The sequence below is a fragment of the Nocardioides sp. Root240 genome, from assembly GCF_001428825.1.
Lineage (GTDB): Bacteria > Actinomycetota > Actinomycetes > Propionibacteriales > Nocardioidaceae > Nocardioides.
Window position 1 is genome coordinate 331,861 of sequence record NZ_LMIT01000001.1, and the last position, 17,181, is coordinate 349,041.

The window sequence follows — 17,181 nt, forward strand, 5'->3', positions numbered from 1 at the left end:
GGCGTCGAACCATGCCCGTCATCGTCGAGGCGGAACCCGCCTCCGTCGCCACGCTCCTGGGCTCGATGCCCACCGGCTCGCACTCGGTCGCCTCGGTCGACCGCATGCACGCCTGGCTGGACCAGCACGCCGACGAGTACGTCGTCGTGCTCGGTCCGAGCCTCGGGCTCGACTCCGCCCTGGATGCCGTCGAGGAGCTCCGGATCAAGCGACCCACCGTCAGCGCCGTCCTGGTCCGCGACCAGTTCGACACTGACGTCCTGGCTCGCTCCATGCACGCCGGTGTCCGCGACGTCGTCGTCACCGGCCAGGACGACAAGGCCCTCACCAAGGCCGTCGAGCGCGCCCACCAGCTCTACCAGGCCCTGCGCGGGCCCGGAGGTGCCCGGCAGCTCGGCCGCGTCGTGACCGTCTTCTCCCCCAAGGGTGGCGTCGGCAAGACGACGTCCTCGGTCAACCTGGCCCTGGCGCTGGCCGACCACGGCGCGCGCAAGGTCTGCCTCGTCGACCTCGACCTCGCCTTCGGCGACGTCGCGATCACGATGCAGCTCTTCCCGACGCACTCGATCGAGCAGGCCGTCGGTGCGGAGGACTCCGTCGACCTCGCCCTGCTCGAGGGCCTGCTCACCCGGCACGAGGACTCGCTCACCGTGCTGGCCGCGCCGGCCCACCCCGACGTGCGCGAGCGGATCACTCCGCTGCTCATCTCGCGGATCCTGCGGGCACTGCGCGACGGCTTCGACTACATCGTGGTGGACACCTCGCCGTCGTTCGACGACGCGACGCTCACCGCGCTGGACGAGACCGACGAGTGCGTCATCGTGGCCACCCTCGACGTACCGACCCTGAAGAACGTCAAGGTCGCGCTCGAGACCATGGACATGCTCAGCATCGCCCGTGGCCACCGGCACCTGCTCCTCAACCGGGCCGACGACGCCGTCGGCATCAGCGTCGAGAAGGTGGAGAGCATCCTCGGGATGCCCGTCAGCGCCCAGGTGGGCAGTGCGGTCGACATCGCCGCGGCCACGAACTCGGGGACGCCGATCGTGACGCACAAGCCGCTCCACCCCGCCAGCCAGGCCTACTTCCATCTGGCCTCGTCCGTCACGGGCGAGCCGGTCTCCGCCCCGACGCCCCTGACCGCCGAGTCCGCGGCCGATCCGGGTCGATCGCGTGGCCTGTTCCGTCGTGGGAGGAACTCATGAGCAGCCTTTCCGAAAGGCTCGCGGCCGCCCGGCGCGAAGCCGCCGCCCAGGGCAAGCACGCCGCCGAGGTCTCCGACGAGGTCGAGGAGGTCGCCACCGGCGTCGAGGTCGAGCAGGCTTCCCAGCCCGCAGCCGCCGGCAGCACCGCAGCGACCACCGGCCCCCTGTCGGCCCGCGCCGCAGCGGCCGGAGCCGACCAGCGGGCGCCTGCCCGCCGTACCCTGGCCGGTGCGGAGGTCGACCGGATCGAGGACCTGAAGTCCAGCGTCCACGAGGAGCTGCTGAAGCGCCTCGGCCCCCACCTGTACGACGCCGAGATGGACCAGGAGGAGCTGGACCAGACCGTCCGAAGCGTCCTCTCCGAGGTGCTCGGCGCCCAGGACCGTCCGCTCAGCGCGGGCGACCGGTCCAGGGTCACCCAGGAGATCACCGACGACATCCTCGGCTACGGGCCGATCGACCCCTACCTCCGCGACCCGGAGGTCTCGGAGGTCATGGTCAACGGGTTCAACGACGTCTGGCTGGAGCGGGACGGCCGGCTGCTCAAGGCGGACGCCCACTTCGCCGACGAGGCCCATCTGCGCCGCACGATCGACAAGATCGTGTCCCGCATCGGCCGTCGTGTCGACGAGTCCTCACCGATGGTCGACGCCCGTCTCCCCGACGGCAGCCGTGTCAACGCGATCGTGCCGCCCCTGTCCATCGACGGCTCCGCGCTGACGATCCGGAAGTTCTCGACCGACCCCTACACCGTCCAGGACCTGATCAACTTCGGGTCCCTGACACCGCAGACGGCCGACTTCCTCGACGCCTGCGTCCGGGGACGGCTCAACGTCATCGTGTCGGGCGGTACGGGTGCCGGGAAGACGACCACGCTCAACGTGCTCTCCTCGTTCATCCCGCGCGACGAGCGGATCGTGACGATCGAGGACGCCGCCGAGCTCCAGCTCAAGCAGGAGCACGTCGTCCGCCTCGAGTCGCGTCCTGCCAACATCGAGGGCAAGGGCGCGGTGACCATCCGCGACCTGGTGCGCAACAGCCTGCGCATGCGGCCCGACCGCATCGTCGTCGGCGAGGTCCGCGACGCCTCGGCGCTCGACATGCTGCAGGCGATGAACACCGGCCACGACGGCTCCATCTGCACCCTGCACTCCAACGGCCCGCGCGACACGCTGGCCCGCATGGAGACGATGGTGCTGATGGCGGGCATGGACCTGCCGATCCGCGCCATCCGCGAGCAGGTCGCCTCCGCCGTGGACCTGATCGTGCACCAGACCCGCTTCAAGGACGGCTCGCGCCGGATCACGCACATCACCGAGGTCGAGCGGATGGAGGGCGACATCATCACCCTCCAGGACATCTTCGTCTTCGACAACAGCGCCGGCTTCGACGAGAACGGCCGGATCCTCGGCCGGATGCGCTCGACCGGGCTGCGCCCGAAGTTCCTGGAGAAGCTGGCCTACGCCAACGTCGCGGTCGACCCCACCATCTTCCGGATGGACCGGGTCTGATGGCCGCCCGACGGCCTCTCGTCGTCCTCGCGGGCTTCCTGGCCGCGTTCCTCCTGCCCGCCACTGCGGCGGTCGCCGAGGACGGCACGATCGCCCATGTCGAGTCCACGGGCGAGGGCCTGCGGGTGCTCGTCAACGTCCCCCAGGGGGCCGAGGTCGACCTCTCCGGCGTCGAGGCCACCCTTGACGGTGAGGACCTGACCGCCACCGCCGTCGCCGCGGGAACGGGCACCGAGGTCAAGCGGACCACTGTCCTCGCGATCGACACCAGCCAGTCGATGGCCAAGGCAGGTCGCTTCGCCGCGGCGAAGGCGGCTGCCACGACCTACCTCGCCACGGTGCCTGCCGACGTCGAGGTCGGCATCGTCACCTTCGACAACGACGTCCAGGTCGCGCTCGCACCGACCACGGACCGCGCCGCGGCGCGGACGGTGGTGGACGGTCTCGGCCTCGCCCGGGACACCCTGCTCTACGACGGCGTGATGGCCGCGGTCGACGCAGCCGGCACGGAGGGCCAGCGCACGGTCCTGGTGCTCTCCGACGGTGCCGACACCGGCGGTAGCGCCTCACTGTCGGACGTCGCCGACAAGATCACGTCCACCAACACGCTGGTCGACGTGGTCAGCCTCGGGCAGTCCGGCAGCTCGCTCGCCCCGCTGCGCACGATGACCGAGGCCGGCAAGGGCCGGGTCATCGAGAGCAGCGGTACGGCGTTGGCCGAGGCCTTCCGCGCCGAGGCGGACGTCCTCGCGAGCCAGGTGCTGGTCACCGCTCCCCTGCCGAGCGGCTTCGACGCCAGCCAGGCGACCGTGGAGGTCGTGCTGCCGACAGCCGACGAGCCGGTCATCGCCCGCGCCCTCGCGCCGATCCAGTCCGCGTCCGGCGACACCGGCCTGCCCTCGAGCCCGAAGGTGGAGATCGCCAGCCCTGGCGGCTGGAATCCCCCGGAATGGGTGTTCTACGCCGGCATCGGCGTCCTGGCCGTCGGCCTCATCGGCGCCGCCATGCTGCTCGTCCCGGGCCGCCCGGCCCCGATGAGCATCGCCGAGCGGGTCGAGGCCTACAGCACCCAGGTCACCCGACCCTCCGAGCGCGAGGACAAGTCGGCATCGGAGCCGATGCTCGACCAGGCCAAGGCAGCCGCTGCCGGGCTGCTCGAGCGGAACCAGGGGCTCAACGAGAGGCTGTCGCAACGACTCTCGGCCGCGGGCAGTGGGTTCAAGCCGTCCGAGTGGCTGCTCGTCCACGTTGCGACCGTCTTCGTCGCGGGCCTGGCCGGCTTCCTGATCAGCGGCAGCTTGATCGCCGGCGTCGTGGCCATGGTCCTCGGGGCATTCCTGCCCCCGATCTATCTCCGCTTCCGGGCCAGCCGGCGCCGCCGAGCATTCGACGATGCCCTTCCTGACGTGCTGCAGCTGATCTCCGGTGCTCTCAGCGCCGGCCTGTCCCTGGCCCAAGCCGTCGACACCGTCGTCCGCGAGGGGCCGGAGCCGATCGCCTCCGAGTTCAAGCGGGTCCTGGTGGAGGCCCGGATCGGCGTACCCATCGAGGACGCGTTCGAGGGAGTCGCCGCCCGGTTCGAGAGCAAGGACTTCGCCTGGTCGGTCATGGCCATCCGGATCCAGCGCCAGGTCGGCGGCAACCTGGCCGAGCTGCTGACCACGGTCGCCGCCACGATGCGCGAGCGGGCCTACCTTCGTCGCCAGGTCCGCACGCTGTCCGCAGAGGGTCGGTTCTCGGCGATCATCCTGTGCGGCATGCCGCCGACCTTCGCCCTGTTCATGTTCTTCGGCAACCGTGAGTTCATCCAGCCCCTGTTCGACGATGCCCGCGGTTGGGTACTGATCGGTGTGGCGTCGGCCATGATGTCGGTCGGGTCGTTCGCGATGTCGCGCCTGGTGAAGGTGGAGGTCTGATGATGCTGCTTCTCCTGGGATTCGTGCTCCTCGTCGGAGCCGTCGCGGCGGCGAGTGCTGCTTTCGTCAAGGGCGAGACGACCGACGGCCTCAGTCGGGCGCTCGAGGCACTCGAGCGCCAAGGCACCCACGACCCCGAGTTCACGCGCGAGGCCGAGCTGCCGTTCACGGATCGCGTGATCGGTCCTCTCCAGGAACGGGCTCTCGGCGTCGGTCGACGAATCACGGGTGCCGACCAGTCCGAGCGGATCCGCCACAAGCTCGAGCGGGCCGGGAACCCACGTGGCTGGACCGTCGACCGCGTCATCTCCTCCAAGGTGCTGGGCGCGGTCGTCGTCCCCCTGGCGGCGGTGGCGCTCGCCCTCCTCCTCGAGGCAACGGCCGCGATCGTCCTGCTCGCCGCCATCGTGGGCGTCGTGCTCGGCTTCTTCGCGCCCGACCTCTACCTCTACAACACGGCCCAGAAGCGCGCCGACCAGGTGAAGCGAACCCTTGCCGACGCCGTCGACCTGCTCACCATCAGCGTCGAGGCGGGCCTCGGCTTCGACGCTGCGCTCCAGCAGGTGGCCCGCAACACCGACGGCCCGGTCGCCGAGGAGTTCTCCCGCATGCTGCGCGAGATGCAGCTGGGACGAAGCCGGGCAGACGCTCTGCGGACCCTCGGCGAGCGGAGCGACGTGGAGGACCTGAAGACCTTCGCCGGCTCGATGGTGCAGGCCGACGCCTTCGGCATCCCGATCGGTCAGGTCCTTCGAGTCCAGTCGAACGAGATCCGCGTCAAGAGGCGTCAGTACGCCGAGCAGAAGGCTCAGCAGGTGCCGGTCAAGATCATGATCCCGCTGGTGCTCTTCATCCTGCCGTGCCTGCTGATCATCGTCATGGGACCAGCCATCCTGCAGGCCATGGACGCCTTCAAGGGTCGCTAGGAGGACACGGGGCCAGATGGCCAGCAGCCAGACCTTTGCCGTCGTCGGTGCCGCGCGCCTGTTTGCGCTGCTGGCCATCGGCGGACCGATCCTCTGGCTGCGCCAGAGTGAGGGCGTCATTGCCCTTCTGCTCCTCGCCTTGGTGTGGATCTACCAAGGTGCCACAGCGACCCGCCGTGAGCTCGAGCTCTCGCTGAGCCCCACCACTGAGGCTGCCGCGATCGGCATCATCAGTGGCGTCAGCATGGTCTACGGTCCGTCGATCCTGGTCGCCCTGGTCGTCCCTCCGCTCTACGCCACCGCGGTCGCCGGCACCCGCACCATGGTGCGCACCGTCCTCGTCGAGGTGATCGCGGTGGTCGCGATGGCGCTGATGTGGTGGGAGAAGATCACCTCGGAACAAGCGGTGGCGGTCTTCACCTGGGCCATGGCCGGCCTGGGGCTGAGCCTGATCGCCAGCGTCACGTTCTCGTCCAGCCGGCAGCCCGACCCGCTGGCGCCGTACCGGGACGCCCAGGAGCACCTCAAGCAGCTCCTCGCCCTCGCCGGCAGCCTCAGCTCCGGACTGGACGTCGGCGCACTCGGCGGAGAGCTGCTGAGCGAGGTCGGCGACCGGATCCCCAACCGTGGTCTGGCGCTCTACGTCCCCCGCGGCGATGCGCTGACGCCCGTGGCGTCGACCGTCGACCTCGACCCGGAGGCACTGGCTGCGTGCGAGACGCTGGCCGGCGACGTGCTCCGGGGCACACCCGAGCACAACGACACGGTCGAGATCGGCCAAGGCTTCGCCTTCCGGGTCAGCGATCAGGCGATCGTGGCCGGTCTCCGCCCGATCGGCAGCGAGCCCAGCACGGTCCCGCTGACTGAGGTCGCCGCGAGCCTCGGCGACAACGCCGTCAAGCTCGACGCCGCCCTCCTGTTCGCCCAGTTCCGTGACGCAGCCACGGCTGACGAGCGCAACCGGCTGGCCCGCGAGATGCACGACGGCGTCGCCCAGGACATCGCCTCCCTGGGCTACCTCGTCGACGCGCTCGCTGCGCGGCCTGCGGACGAGCAGCAGGCCAAGACGTTCGCGATCCTGCGGGAGCGGGTCTCCGTCGTGGTGGCCGAGGTACGCCGCTCCGTGATGAACCTGCGTACGAGCATCGGTGAGGCCGAGAGCCTCGGCGGGGCGATCAGCAGCGTCGCGCGCCACCTCTCGGAGTCCTCCGGAATCCCGATCCGGGTCCGCCTCGACGAGCAGCCCCAACGGCTGCGTCCCGAGGTCGAGGCCGAGCTCTTCCGGATCGCGCAGGAGGCCATGAACAACGCCGTCAAGCACGCCCGCGCCACGTCCATCGACGTCCGTTGCCAGGTCTACGCGCCCGAGGCGATCATCACCGTGACCGACGACGGCGTCGGCCTCCAGTCGGCACGCAGCGACTCCCACGGCCTGAAGATCATGCGCGAACGTGCAAGACTGATCGGTGCGGAGCTCGTGGTTCGCGACAATGCCAGCAGGGGCCTGACGGTGTCGGTGTCCCTGAAGGTGCCCCGTCATCCGGCCGGTTCGGGTCCGGCCGACTCGACTCCAGAGGAGATGTCATGAGCGACAAGGTCACCGTGCTGCTGGTCGACGACCACGAGCTGATCCGCAACGGTCTGGGGGCGGTCCTGGACCTCGAGCCCGACCTCGAGGTCGTCGCCACCGCCGGCTCCGTCGCCGAGGGCATCCAGCGCTATGCCGAGTTCCGCCCGGACGTCGTCATCACCGACCTCCAGATGCAGGACGGCACCGGACTGGACGTCGTCCGCACGCTGCGCAAGCAGAGCGACAAGGTCGGCCTGATCGTGCTCACCATGCACTCCGGGGACGAGCAGATCTTCGCGGCCATGCAGGCCGGTGCGTCCGGCTTCGTGGGCAAGGACGCACCCTCCACCGAGGTGATCAAGGCCGCGCGCCATGCGGCCGTCTCCCCCAAGGCCTTCGTGTGCGCGGGCCTGGTAGGGGCGATGATGCGCCGTCAGTCCGCGGAGTCGACCGCACTGACCGAGCGGGAGCACGACGTCCTGCTGCTGCTCGCCGAGGGCCTCAACGCCGCCGCGATCGGCCAGAAGCTGTATCTCTCGGAGTCGACGACCAAGTCTCACATCGCCCGGATCTACCAGAAGCTGGGCGCCGCCAACCGCGCCCAGGCGCTGGTGACGGCGATGCGGATCGGCCTGCTCTCCACCGTTCAGCCTTCCGCGCGCTGACGTCGTCGGACCGTGGCTCCGGTCACGCTCGGAAGGTAGTCCCAACTGACTAGGGGCGAAGAGACGAACTCCCGATCCCCAAGGGTCGCGCTTCAGGCAGAGTTCTCGTCATCGGGGAGCACTCCCCGGGGACACAGAACACCAGTGCAAAGGGAGACCCCGATGGTCCAGTACCTCCAGATCCTGCTCAACGCCCGCCTCGCCAAGATGGACGAGCGCGGCGCCACCGCCGTCGAGTACGGCCTGCTCGTCGCCCTGATCGCCGTCGTGATCATCGTCGGCGTTCGCCTTCTCGGCACCAACCTCAGCGACATGTTCAACGGTGTCGCCGGCGACGTGGGCGCTGCCTGATCTTCTGCACCAGCAGAGACAATCAATCGAACGGCCGAGCTGTGGACAACAGCCCGGCCGTTCGGTCGTTCTGAGGAGCTCGTCGTGGGGATCGAAGTGGGAGCAGACATGCAGAGCGACGTCGTCTGGGGCCGCCTTGGCCTGGGTGTCGAGGAGCGAGGCGCCACCGCCGTGGAGTACGCGCTGCTGATGACCCTGATCGCCGTTGCGATCATCGGCGGCGTGGCACTCTTCGGTGAGGCCATCCGCGGCCTGTTCGAGTTCGACTTCCCCGGATAGCCCTCAGGGTGCGGATTCCGCCCCGGCCCGCGCCAGGCCGATCCGCTGCAGGACCGTGGGGTGCGATCCGAACCAGAATTGTGACCATACCGGTGGTGTGGGGTCGGCATGGGAGCGCAGTGCGAGACGGCGCTGGAGCGCGACGAAGGCCTGCGGGTCCCTTGTCCGCTCCAGCGCCGTCTGGTCTGCCCGGGCCTCCAGCTGGCGGCTGATGCCGTTCTGAACCGGGGCGGAGGCCAGGGTCGCCAGCGCGACGAGCGCGAGCAGGCAGGGCACGGTCCCCGCCCGGCGCAGGTCCCGCCGGCCGTCACCGGCCAGCAGCAGCCCGAGCAGCCCGATCCCCACCAACGCTCCGGCCGCGCCGAGCGCCGTACCGGTCACCACGTCGCCGTGCCGGGCATGGGCCAGCTCGTGGGCGACCACCGAGAGCACCTCGTCGCGCGGCGTGCCGTCGACCAGGGTGTCGTAGAGCACGACCCGCCGGGTGTGGCCGAAGCCCGACACGTAGGCGTTGAGGGTCGTCGTACGACGCGACGCGTCGGCCACCAGCACGTCGTCGACCTGCACGCCCTCCTGGTCGGCGAGGTCCAGCACCGCGGTGCGCAACGAACCGTCCGGGAGCGGCTCGAAGTGGTTGAACACCGGCTCGATGAGCACCGGGTAGACGAACGAGCCGACCACGACGAGCGCCGCCCCCAGCACACCTGCCACCGCCGGCCAGGCCCGCGGCCAGCGCCGGACACACGCGACCAGCGCGATCACCGCCAGTGAGGTGGTCACGATCGCGATCAGCTCGCCCTTGACGACGTCGACACCCCAGGTCGACCAGGTCCCCGCTGCCAGGCCCTCGTCGAGGGCCAGCCGGCGCAGCGCGATCGCGAACGGCAGCGTCACCAGGCGGCCGACCACGCTCAGCGCAGCCACCACCAGGACGATCCGGACCCACCACCAGCCGGGCACCCGCTCAGCCCAGGCCCGGCCGCGACGCCCGAACCCCAGCCAGCACGCGACGGCGAGCGAGACCGCCAGCGACGACCAGCTCCAGGTCCGCGCCCAGCGCGCGTAGTGCTCGGCACGCTCGATCTCGGACGAGGTGAACACCGAGGAGGCCGACGCCGGTCGCGGCATGCCACCCGGCACGATCTCCCACGGCACCCGCTCGGCGGCGATCAGCACGAAGGCCGCCGCGCCCAGCAGCACCGTGCCCAGCGCGACCCGCCGGGCAGCGCGTCGGGTGTCCACGATCTCTACTTTTGCACGCCGGCCAACAACGCCAACCGGGCCTGCCAGGCAGCGGTCAGCTCGGCCTCGGTCCACCCGGCCTCGGCGCGCAGCGCGGTGGCGACGTCGGCGCCGCCGAGCACCCTGCGGTAGAGCGCGACGAGGGCGCCCTCTCCCCCGTGTTCGACGATCACCACGCACACCTGCCAGGCCGCCTCGTAGACCGCGCCGAGGTGGGTGGCCGTGGGGTCGAAGTCGGTGTCGGCAGGCAACGCGGCCGGTACGCCGCCGCGCTTGACCTGCTTGATCACCTGGGCCGCCGTGCGGGAGACCGGCAGGTCGACGTCGCGCAGAGCGACGTAGTCGGCGAAGCCCTCGACGAGCCACAGCGGCGCCCCCTGCACGAGCGCCGCGCCGGTCACCGCATGGACGGCCTCGTGGGTCATCACGACCTGCGCGGCGGTGGGGTCGAGGGCGTCGAAGACCGTGCGGTTGACGAACACGTGGACCGGGCTCCCCGGAGCCTGCGAACCGTCGACCGGTGCGGTGACCGCAGCGATGGCGCTGTACTGCCCGGGCTGCACGCCGAGCGTCCGGTCGACCGCCGCGGCGTCCGCCGGCACCTCGACGACGACGCCCGCGCGACCTCCGAGCAGTGGGCGGGTCGCGGCGACGGCACGGCGAGCAAGGCGGGCGTAGCGGTCGATCTCCCCCGCCGGTTCGGCAGCGGCCACGACCGCACCCGGGACCCGTCGTACGACGAGCGGACCGGTCAGCCACAACGGCAGCCGGGCGCCGTCGGCACCGATGCCGGCGATCCGGCTCCCGCCGTCGGCGAAGGACACCGGCACCTCGGCGCGCGCCGACGCCTCGTCGAAGCCCTCGACGCGCCAGGTGACGGCGACCAGTCCGTCCCACGCGTCCGCGCCGGACGTCCGACCAGTCTCGGTGATGTAGCGGAGGGTCACGTCGGACAGGCGCAGCCCCGTCGCGTTGCGGCTGACGGCGGCGAGGAGCTGCGCCGCGTCGTCGTCGGCCCCGAGGCGCGCCAGGGCGCCAGGGTCGTCGATGTCGTCCTGGAGGGCCGCCACCGTCTCGGCGGCGACCGCCGGGTCGGCGACCTCGGTGCGCTGCGTGGGCGGCGGCGCGACGTACTCGTCAGGCGAGCACGCCCCGGTGAGGAGGCCGGCCGTCAGGAGTGCGGTCAGGAGGACCCGTCGGGTCACCCAGGCCGGACCGCTCCGGCGTACGGCATCTCGTCGACGCTCGACACCTTCACGCCCGCGCCGGGGTTGGCGGCGTGCACGATCATGCCGCTGCCGATGTACATCGCGACGTGGCTGACCGGGCTGTAGTAGAAGACCAGGTCGCCGGGCTGCAGGTCGCTCTTGGCGACCGGGGTGCCCGAGCCCATCTGCGCGCGCGAGGAGTGCGGCAGGCTGACGTCGGCCTGGGCCCACGCCATCATGGTGAGGCCGGAGCAGTCGAAGGCGCTCGGGCCGGCCGCGCCGTAGACGTAGGCGTCGCCCACCTGGGCCAGCGCGTAGCGGATCGCGGCCGCGGCCCGGGGCGACGCGGGGATCGAGCCGGCGTCGGGCGCGCGGTAGCCGCCGCGGGAGAGGATCTCGTTGCGCTCCTCCTCCTCGAGGCGGGAGAGCAGGGACTTGGCCTGGGCCAGCTTGTCGTCGGCGCTCTTCTTCTCCGTGGAGAGCGTCTTCTTCAGGGCGCGGACGTCGTCGCGGCGCTCCTGGGTCTGGGCACGGCGGATGCCGTAGGCCTCGAGCTCGGTGCCGTAGTCGGTGAGGATCGAGTCCTGGATGCCGTCGACGGTCGACATCGTCGCCAGCTCGTCGAGGAAGCCGTTGGAGTCGGAGGCGAGCAGCTCACCAGTGGGGCCGAGGCCGCCGGACTGGTAGCGCTGGATGATCGCGTCGCGGACGTCGGAGCGGACGCCGTCGAGGACGTCGCTCTGGCGGGTCTGGTCGGCCTCGAGCGAGTCGAGGTCGCGGTTGAGCTCCTTGAGCTCGAGACGCGCGTCGTTGTAGCGCTCCGAGGCCTGCTCGGCCTGGTGCAGCAGCTTGTCGACGCGGTCGCGGACCTGCTCGATGTCGGGCTCGGCGTTGGCCGGGCTGGTGGGGGTGCTCACCGACAGGGCGATCGTGCCGGTCAGGGCAAGTGCGGCAAGCGAAGCGGTGGTGCGTTTCCGGCCGTTCAGCACGTGCTGGCGGTCCCCTCTGGTGTCGTACGCCTACCGGGTGAGCTGACGGGTTCGGGCACGACTTGCCCTACTCGCACTCCCTGCTCCCCCGCCGTCCGTTGGACGGGCAGAGGGGCCCCTCGTGCGGGATTCACCCCAGATGTGGTTGGTTCCCCGGCTCCGGTGTCGCGGACGACCCCGGACTCAGCGCGGTGCCCGCGCGGATCGGCCGATCCACTTCCACGGACACCTGAGCGATCAAGACTAATCCCGGGCCGCGAGGAGTCCAAAACCCGCTGAGCGTGTTGGGGAAGGAGTTGGTGAGGAACGGGTCACACCTGCCCCGGGGGGCCACTCCACCTCTCCTGCCCCACCGTCATCAGGCCGACTCCACCTCGGGCGCGGTCACCGGGCGCACCAACCGCAGCGGGGGCACCAGGCCGCCCTCGGCCAGCACGTCGAGCGCTCGCAGCTCGTCGTCGTCGATCATCAGCTCGGGGGGTGGGCCCAGCAGCACCGTCACCACGCAGTCGTGGCAGGCCAGGCCCCGCACCACGCAGGTGTCGCAGTCGATCCTCGTCGTCATGTCCAGGAGCGTGGCAGGGGGTGCCGACACAAAGGATCGTTCGCGATCGGCCGGCGCTCCCTCGGGACGCCTGCGCCATTGCGTCGGTGGTGCGTCCTACCGTCGTCGTCATGGACCACGCCGCCGCCCTCGATCCCCGATGGGAGGACCAGCGCTCCTTCGACGAGCTCGGGCGGCCGCTGCGCGACGTCACCTTCTGCGTGGTCGACCTGGAGACGACCGGCGGCTCGGTGGGCGACGGCGACATGATCACCGAGATCGGCGCGGTCAAGGTCCGCGGCGGCGAGGTGCTCGGCGAGTTCCAGACCCTGGTCAACCCGCACACCTCGATCCCCGCCTTCATCGCGGTGCTGACCGGCATCACCAACCGGATGGTGGCCGACGCGCCGCCGATCAGGGCCGCGCTGCCGGCCTTCCTCGAGTTCGCGGCCGGCTCGGTCCTGGTCGCCCACAACGCCCGCTTCGACGTCGGCTTCCTGCGGCACTTCGCGCGCGAGCAGGACCTGGCCTGGCCCGACTTCGAGGTGCTCGACACCGTCAAGCTCGCCCGCCACGTCGTGTCGCGCGACGAGGCGCCCAACCACAAGCTGTCCTCGCTGGCGCGGGTCTTCCGGGCCAGCACGACGCCCAACCACCGCGCCCTCGAGGACGCCCGGGCCACCGTCGACGTGCTGCACGGCCTGATGGAGCGCCTCGGCGGGCTCGGCGTGCACACCCTCGAGGAGCTGCAGGGCTACTCCTCCAAGGTCGCGGCGGCCTCCCGGCGCAAGCGCCACCTCGCCGACGAGCTCCCGCACGCCCCCGGCGTCTACCTGTTCCGCGACGAGCGCGAGCGGGTCCTCTACGTCGGCACGTCGCGGGACCTGCGTCGCCGGGTCCGCTCCTACTTCACCGCCTCCGAGAAACGCACGCGGATCGGCCAGATGGTGCAGCTCGCCACGTCGGTGACCGGCATCGAGTGCGCCACGCCGCTGGAGGCCGAGGTGCGCGAGCTCCGGCTGATCGCGGAGCACAAGCCGCCCTACAACCGGCGCTCGCGGCACCCCGAGAAGGTCACCTGGCTCAAGCTCACCCGCGAGCCGTGGCCGCGGCTGTCCCTGGTCAAGCGCGTGCTCGACGACGACGCCGACTACGTCGGCCCGTTCTCCTCACGCAGCAGCGCCGAGGGTTCGCTCGAGGCGCTGCACGAGGTGTTCCCGATCCGCCAGTGCAACGAGCGGTTCGGCCGTCGGCCCTCCCGCTCCGCCTGCGCGCTGGCCGAGATGCACCGCTGTCTCGCGCCCTGCGACGGCAGCGTCGACGAGCAGTCCTACGGCGCCGTGGTCCGCCAGCTGCAGGACACCCTCCTGAGGCGGCCCGACGACGTGGTCGACCTCGTGCACGCCCGGATGAGCGCGCTCGCCGACCAGGAGCGCTTCGAGGAGGCGGCCCACCAGCGCGACCGCCTGGCCGACTTCATCCGGGGTGCCGCCCGCACGCAGCGCCTTGCCGCGCTGACCGGTTGCCCCGAGGTGATCGCCGTCCGGCGCGAGGACGACGGCCGCTGGGCGGTGCACGTGGTCCGCCACGGGCGGCTCGCCGCCGCCGGCACCATCCCGCCCGGCGCCGATGCGGTCGCTTGGGTCGAGGCGCTGCGCCTGACGGCCGAGACCGTCGTCCCGGCGCTCGGCCCGACGCCCGCGGCGACGGCGGAGGAGACCGAGCGGATCCTGCGCTGGCTCGAGGCTCCCGGCGTCCGGCTGGTCGACGTCGTCGGCGAGTGGACCTGTCCGGTGCAGGGTGCCGCGCGGCACGTGCCGGTCCTCGCGGCCGCCCCCTGAGCGAGCCTCCAGGAGACTGCTGAACAAGACGGGCGAGCGCGAGCGGCGCTGGGTGCGTGCGGTCGCCAGAGCGGCGAGGACAGGCGTGGCGGGTCACTTCAACCGAGCCGAACGCCGCGAACGCTCCACCCGGCGCCGCGTAGCCGCGCGGATTGTCCAGCAGTCTCCTAGGGTGAGTCCATGATCACCGCCATCGTGTTCGTCCAGGCCGAGACCGCGCGGATCCCCGAGGTCGCCGCGGCGATCGCCGCCCTGGACGGCGTCAGCGAGGTCTACTCCGTCACCGGCCAGATCGACCTGATCGCGCTGGTCCGGGTGAAGAACCACGAGGACATCGCCACCGTGGTCTCCGACCGGCTCAACAAGGTCGACGGTGTCGTCGACACCGAGACCCACATCGCCTACCGCGCGTACTCCCGCCACGACCTCGAGGCGGCGTTCTCGCTCGGGCTCGACTGAGCCCGAGCGAGGACCTGGTCAACGAACCGTGCTGGTGCTGACCACTCGTTTCACGACCGAGGCGTAGCCGGTCTTGCTGACCGCGACCTCCAGTGTGATCCGCTTGCCGCGCGCCCGCGACGGGAGCTTGAGGGAGGAGCGCGTGCCTGCCGAGCCGGCCACGTAGGAGCTACCGATCTTCCAGCGGTACCTGTACACCACCGGCGAGGGACCCCAGCTCGCAACGTAGGCCCGCAGCGTGTACCCGACCCGCAGCGTGCCGCTCATCCGCACGCTGCCGGAGATGAGGCTGCCGCGCGCGACGACGGCTGTCGGCGCGCTCGCCACGACGGTGGGCTCGAAACCGGACTTCGTGCCGGTCACCTTGAGCGTGATCTGCTTCCCCAGCACCGATGCGGGCAGCGAGTAGTACCGACTCGTGCCGCTCTGGAGAACGGTGGAACCGGCGTACCAGCTGTAGGTGTAGGTGAGACCCGTCGGCCAGCCTGACAACGAGGCAGTCAGCTTCGAGCCGACCTTCGCGGTGCCGATGATCGCAGCGGTACCTCCCGGGAGCACTCCGCCAGCGGGCGTCACGGCGGCCGAGGTCTGCGGCAGCTGGGGGTACCCGGTGATCACGCCGGAGACATCGACGGTGAGCCCCTTGCCCACGTCGGCCGCCTTGACGGTGTACTTGTCGTAGACGGCGCCCGAGATGACGACCCCGTCGCGCTTCCACTGGTAGCTGTAGGAGGCCGGGACGGGGTTCCAGGCGCCCGTCGCGACGCTCAGCTCCTCGTTCACGGCAGGCGTGCCGTCATGGACGATCGCCGGTTTCGGGGTCTGCTGCCACGCCTGGAGGTCGATCGGGCCGTAGAAGGCGCTCGGCCAGGTCTTCGAGTCGAAGTTGTCGCGCTTCGCCGTCGCCTTGACCATCATCATTTTTCCGGCCTGAGCCTCCCCGATCACGAAGGTCTGACCGGTGGCACCGGAGATCGCGGCGCCGTCACCCGACTGGCCGGGGGTCTTGGCGTACCACTGCCAGTCCCACGTGTCCTGGCGCGGCACGGTGTCCCCGACCTGCGCAGTCAGCGTGTCTCCGACCGAGGCGGTGCCGTCCTCGGGGCCGCTGATCACGGGAGCCACGCCTTCCAGGAAGGTGCCGTTCTGGATGGTCGTGGTGACGTACCAGTTCGGGGCGGCGTCGGTCGACGGGAACGTCTCGTAGCGACGGCCGTCGACGACACCGGTGACGAGCACGATGAGCACGCGCGCGCGATCGCTCGGCGTCGGCACGTAGGTCTGTCGGTCGGCGTTCGGGAGCGCGGTCCAATGACGCATGTCGCCCGAGTAGCGGTACGACGTCGTCGTGCTGTACCACCTGAAGCGGAGGCCGACAGGGGTGCCTGACGGCGAGCGCCAGCCGTTCTGTGCGCTGTCGTAGCGCTCGATCGCGGTGGTCGAGGGCACCGGGTCGTAGGTCAGGGTGTTCCCGACCCCGCGAGTGCCCCGAATGATGCCGCAGCAGGCGTTGCCCGGCTCCTGGTTGTCGGGCGCGATCGGCTCGACGCCGGACCCGTTCGCGCAACTGGCCCCCAGGCGCACATTGTCGACGAAGCCCACGGAGTCGAGGTCGCCGTTCAGCGCACCGGGCGCGTCCCGGACGGTGACCGTGATCACCGCGTTGCTGGTGGCCAGGTCCAAGGGGATCCGCGCCGTGTCGAGGGACGTGAGGTTGTTGAGGCCGGTGACCGCAGGGAGGTGGGGCGTCTCGGCCGTGCCGGGTTCCGGGTCCTTGCGGCTGCCCGGCTGGTGCCAGTACTCGATCTGGTTGACGTGGTAGTACGTCGCCGCAGCGTCGACCGGCCAGTCCGGGCTCTTGACGGTGTCCGGGTCGTTCTGCGTGAAGTAGCCGTCGCCGGCGTTGACGGCGTACTCGACACCGTTCAGCTCGATGTTGAGCTCGTCGTCGGGGACGCCCGCGGTGTAGCCCGTCGGCTCCTCCGTACCCAAGGCGAAGTCGAGGAAGAGGCAGCCCGCTCCGGCGGTGCCCTGGGCGACGGTCAGGCTGATGCTCGACGAGTCCGGTGCAGCGTCGTTGCCGAAGTCCGTCGACAGCTGCGCACTCGCCGACCCCTGGAAGGCTTGGCTGGCATTCCCGGACGACAGCATCAGGTAGCTGCTGCCCTTCGACGGGAAGTCGTTGAAGCCGACGATCGGATCGACCAACGTGTCGGCGATGGCACGACTCGCCGGGTCGCCGCTCATGCCGGACACGGTCACGCCGGACGGCAGGTCGAGTGCGGTCCCAGCTGCTGGCGACGTGACGTCGGCGACGGCCGGTGGGCTCCCCGGCCCGACGGCCAGCGTCGCACCCCCGACCATGGTCGCGAGCGATGCCAGCAGAATGCGTCGAGTCGACACAGTTCCCTCCCAAGAACGCGAAAAGCCGGTTCAGGGAAACCCCGCCCCACGACAGGTCCGACCGGCAGCACC

Annotated in this window: 15 protein-coding genes and 1 riboswitch; of the genes, 10 read left to right on the forward strand and 5 right to left on the reverse strand. The window is 70.7% G+C overall.

The genetic code is table 11. From position 1 onward, the window contains the following. Positions 1–11: 11 nt before the first annotated feature. The 8 genes from ASE20_RS01540 (at position 12) to ASE20_RS24155 (ending at position 8,423) form a co-directional block, all read left to right on the forward strand. Positions 12–1,205 (forward strand): AAA family ATPase, encoded by a 1,194-nt coding sequence (locus ASE20_RS01540; RefSeq protein ID WP_056892761.1) that lies wholly within the window; start codon positions 12–14, stop codon positions 1,203–1,205. After that, the gene (locus ASE20_RS01545) at positions 1,202–2,716 is read left to right on the forward strand and encodes a CpaF family protein (protein ID WP_056892762.1); all 1,515 of its coding nucleotides are present in this window, start codon (positions 1,202–1,204) and stop codon (positions 2,714–2,716) included. The genes ASE20_RS01540 and ASE20_RS01545 overlap by 4 nt, the downstream gene beginning before the upstream one ends. Next, positions 2,716–4,632: a type II secretion system F family protein gene (locus ASE20_RS01550; protein ID WP_056892763.1), complete on the forward strand. Its 1,917-nt coding sequence runs from the start codon at positions 2,716–2,718 to the stop codon at positions 4,630–4,632. The genes ASE20_RS01545 and ASE20_RS01550 overlap by 1 nt, the downstream gene beginning before the upstream one ends. Next, positions 4,632–5,558, forward strand: coding sequence for a type II secretion system F family protein (locus ASE20_RS01555; protein ID WP_056892764.1), 927 nt, complete (start codon positions 4,632–4,634; stop codon positions 5,556–5,558). The genes ASE20_RS01550 and ASE20_RS01555 overlap by 1 nt, the downstream gene beginning before the upstream one ends. Before the next feature lie 16 nt (positions 5,559–5,574). Next, positions 5,575–7,146, forward strand: a complete 1,572-nt coding sequence (locus ASE20_RS01560) for a sensor histidine kinase (RefSeq protein WP_056892765.1) — start codon at positions 5,575–5,577, stop codon at positions 7,144–7,146. Further along, positions 7,143–7,793 (forward strand): response regulator, encoded by a 651-nt coding sequence (locus ASE20_RS01565; protein ID WP_056892766.1) that lies wholly within the window; start codon positions 7,143–7,145, stop codon positions 7,791–7,793. The genes ASE20_RS01560 and ASE20_RS01565 overlap by 4 nt, the downstream gene beginning before the upstream one ends. 162 nt (positions 7,794–7,955) lie before the next feature. After that, positions 7,956–8,144 (forward strand): Flp family type IVb pilin, encoded by a 189-nt coding sequence (locus ASE20_RS01570; protein WP_056892767.1) that lies wholly within the window; start codon positions 7,956–7,958, stop codon positions 8,142–8,144. A gap of 84 nt (positions 8,145–8,228) precedes the next feature. After that, positions 8,229–8,423, forward strand: a complete 195-nt coding sequence (locus ASE20_RS24155; protein ID WP_200952674.1) for a Flp family type IVb pilin — start codon at positions 8,229–8,231, stop codon at positions 8,421–8,423. Between the two features lie 3 nt (positions 8,424–8,426). Here ASE20_RS24155 and ASE20_RS01575 read toward each other — a convergent pair whose 3' ends face one another. The 4 genes from ASE20_RS01575 to ASE20_RS01590 all read right to left on the reverse strand — a co-directional run bounded on the left by ASE20_RS01575 (position 8,427) and on the right by ASE20_RS01590 (position 12,427). Then, positions 8,427–9,665: a M48 family metallopeptidase gene (locus ASE20_RS01575; RefSeq protein WP_056892768.1), complete on the reverse strand. Its 1,239-nt coding sequence runs from the start codon at positions 9,663–9,665 to the stop codon at positions 8,427–8,429. Positions 9,666–9,670: 5 nt separating this feature from the next. Next, positions 9,671–10,870, reverse strand: a complete 1,200-nt coding sequence (locus tag ASE20_RS01580) for a hypothetical protein (RefSeq protein WP_056892769.1) — start codon at positions 10,868–10,870, stop codon at positions 9,671–9,673. Continuing rightward, a complete protein-coding gene (locus ASE20_RS01585) occupies positions 10,867–11,790 on the reverse strand; it encodes a C40 family peptidase (RefSeq protein WP_056893068.1) in 924 nt (307 codons plus the stop codon). Before ASE20_RS01585 ends, ASE20_RS01580 begins: the two co-directional genes overlap by 4 nt. 97 nt (positions 11,791–11,887) lie before the next feature. Further along, a riboswitch (cyclic di-AMP (ydaO/yuaA leader) is annotated at positions 11,888–12,051 on the reverse strand. Positions 12,052–12,220: 169 nt separating this feature from the next. Continuing rightward, the gene (locus ASE20_RS01590; RefSeq protein WP_056892770.1) at positions 12,221–12,427 is read right to left on the reverse strand and encodes a hypothetical protein; all 207 of its coding nucleotides are present in this window, start codon (positions 12,425–12,427) and stop codon (positions 12,221–12,223) included. 110 nt (positions 12,428–12,537) lie between these two features. Between ASE20_RS01590 and ASE20_RS01595 the strand changes: the two genes are divergently transcribed. Both ASE20_RS01595 and ASE20_RS01600 read left to right on the forward strand, forming a co-directional pair. Then, positions 12,538–14,247 carry a DEDD exonuclease domain-containing protein gene (locus tag ASE20_RS01595; protein ID WP_056892771.1) on the forward strand — a complete coding sequence of 570 codons (1,710 nt, stop codon included), beginning with the start codon at positions 12,538–12,540 and terminating at the stop codon, positions 14,245–14,247. A 180-nt stretch (positions 14,248–14,427) separates the two neighbouring features. Continuing rightward, the gene (locus ASE20_RS01600; RefSeq protein ID WP_056892772.1) at positions 14,428–14,706 is read left to right on the forward strand and encodes an Lrp/AsnC family transcriptional regulator; all 279 of its coding nucleotides are present in this window, start codon (positions 14,428–14,430) and stop codon (positions 14,704–14,706) included. A gap of 18 nt (positions 14,707–14,724) precedes the next feature. Here ASE20_RS01600 and ASE20_RS01605 read toward each other — a convergent pair whose 3' ends face one another. Further along, complete coding sequence (locus ASE20_RS01605) at positions 14,725–17,109, reverse strand: hypothetical protein (RefSeq protein ID WP_157538371.1); 2,385 nt, start codon at positions 17,107–17,109, stop codon at positions 14,725–14,727. Positions 17,110–17,181: the final 72 nt, after the last annotated feature.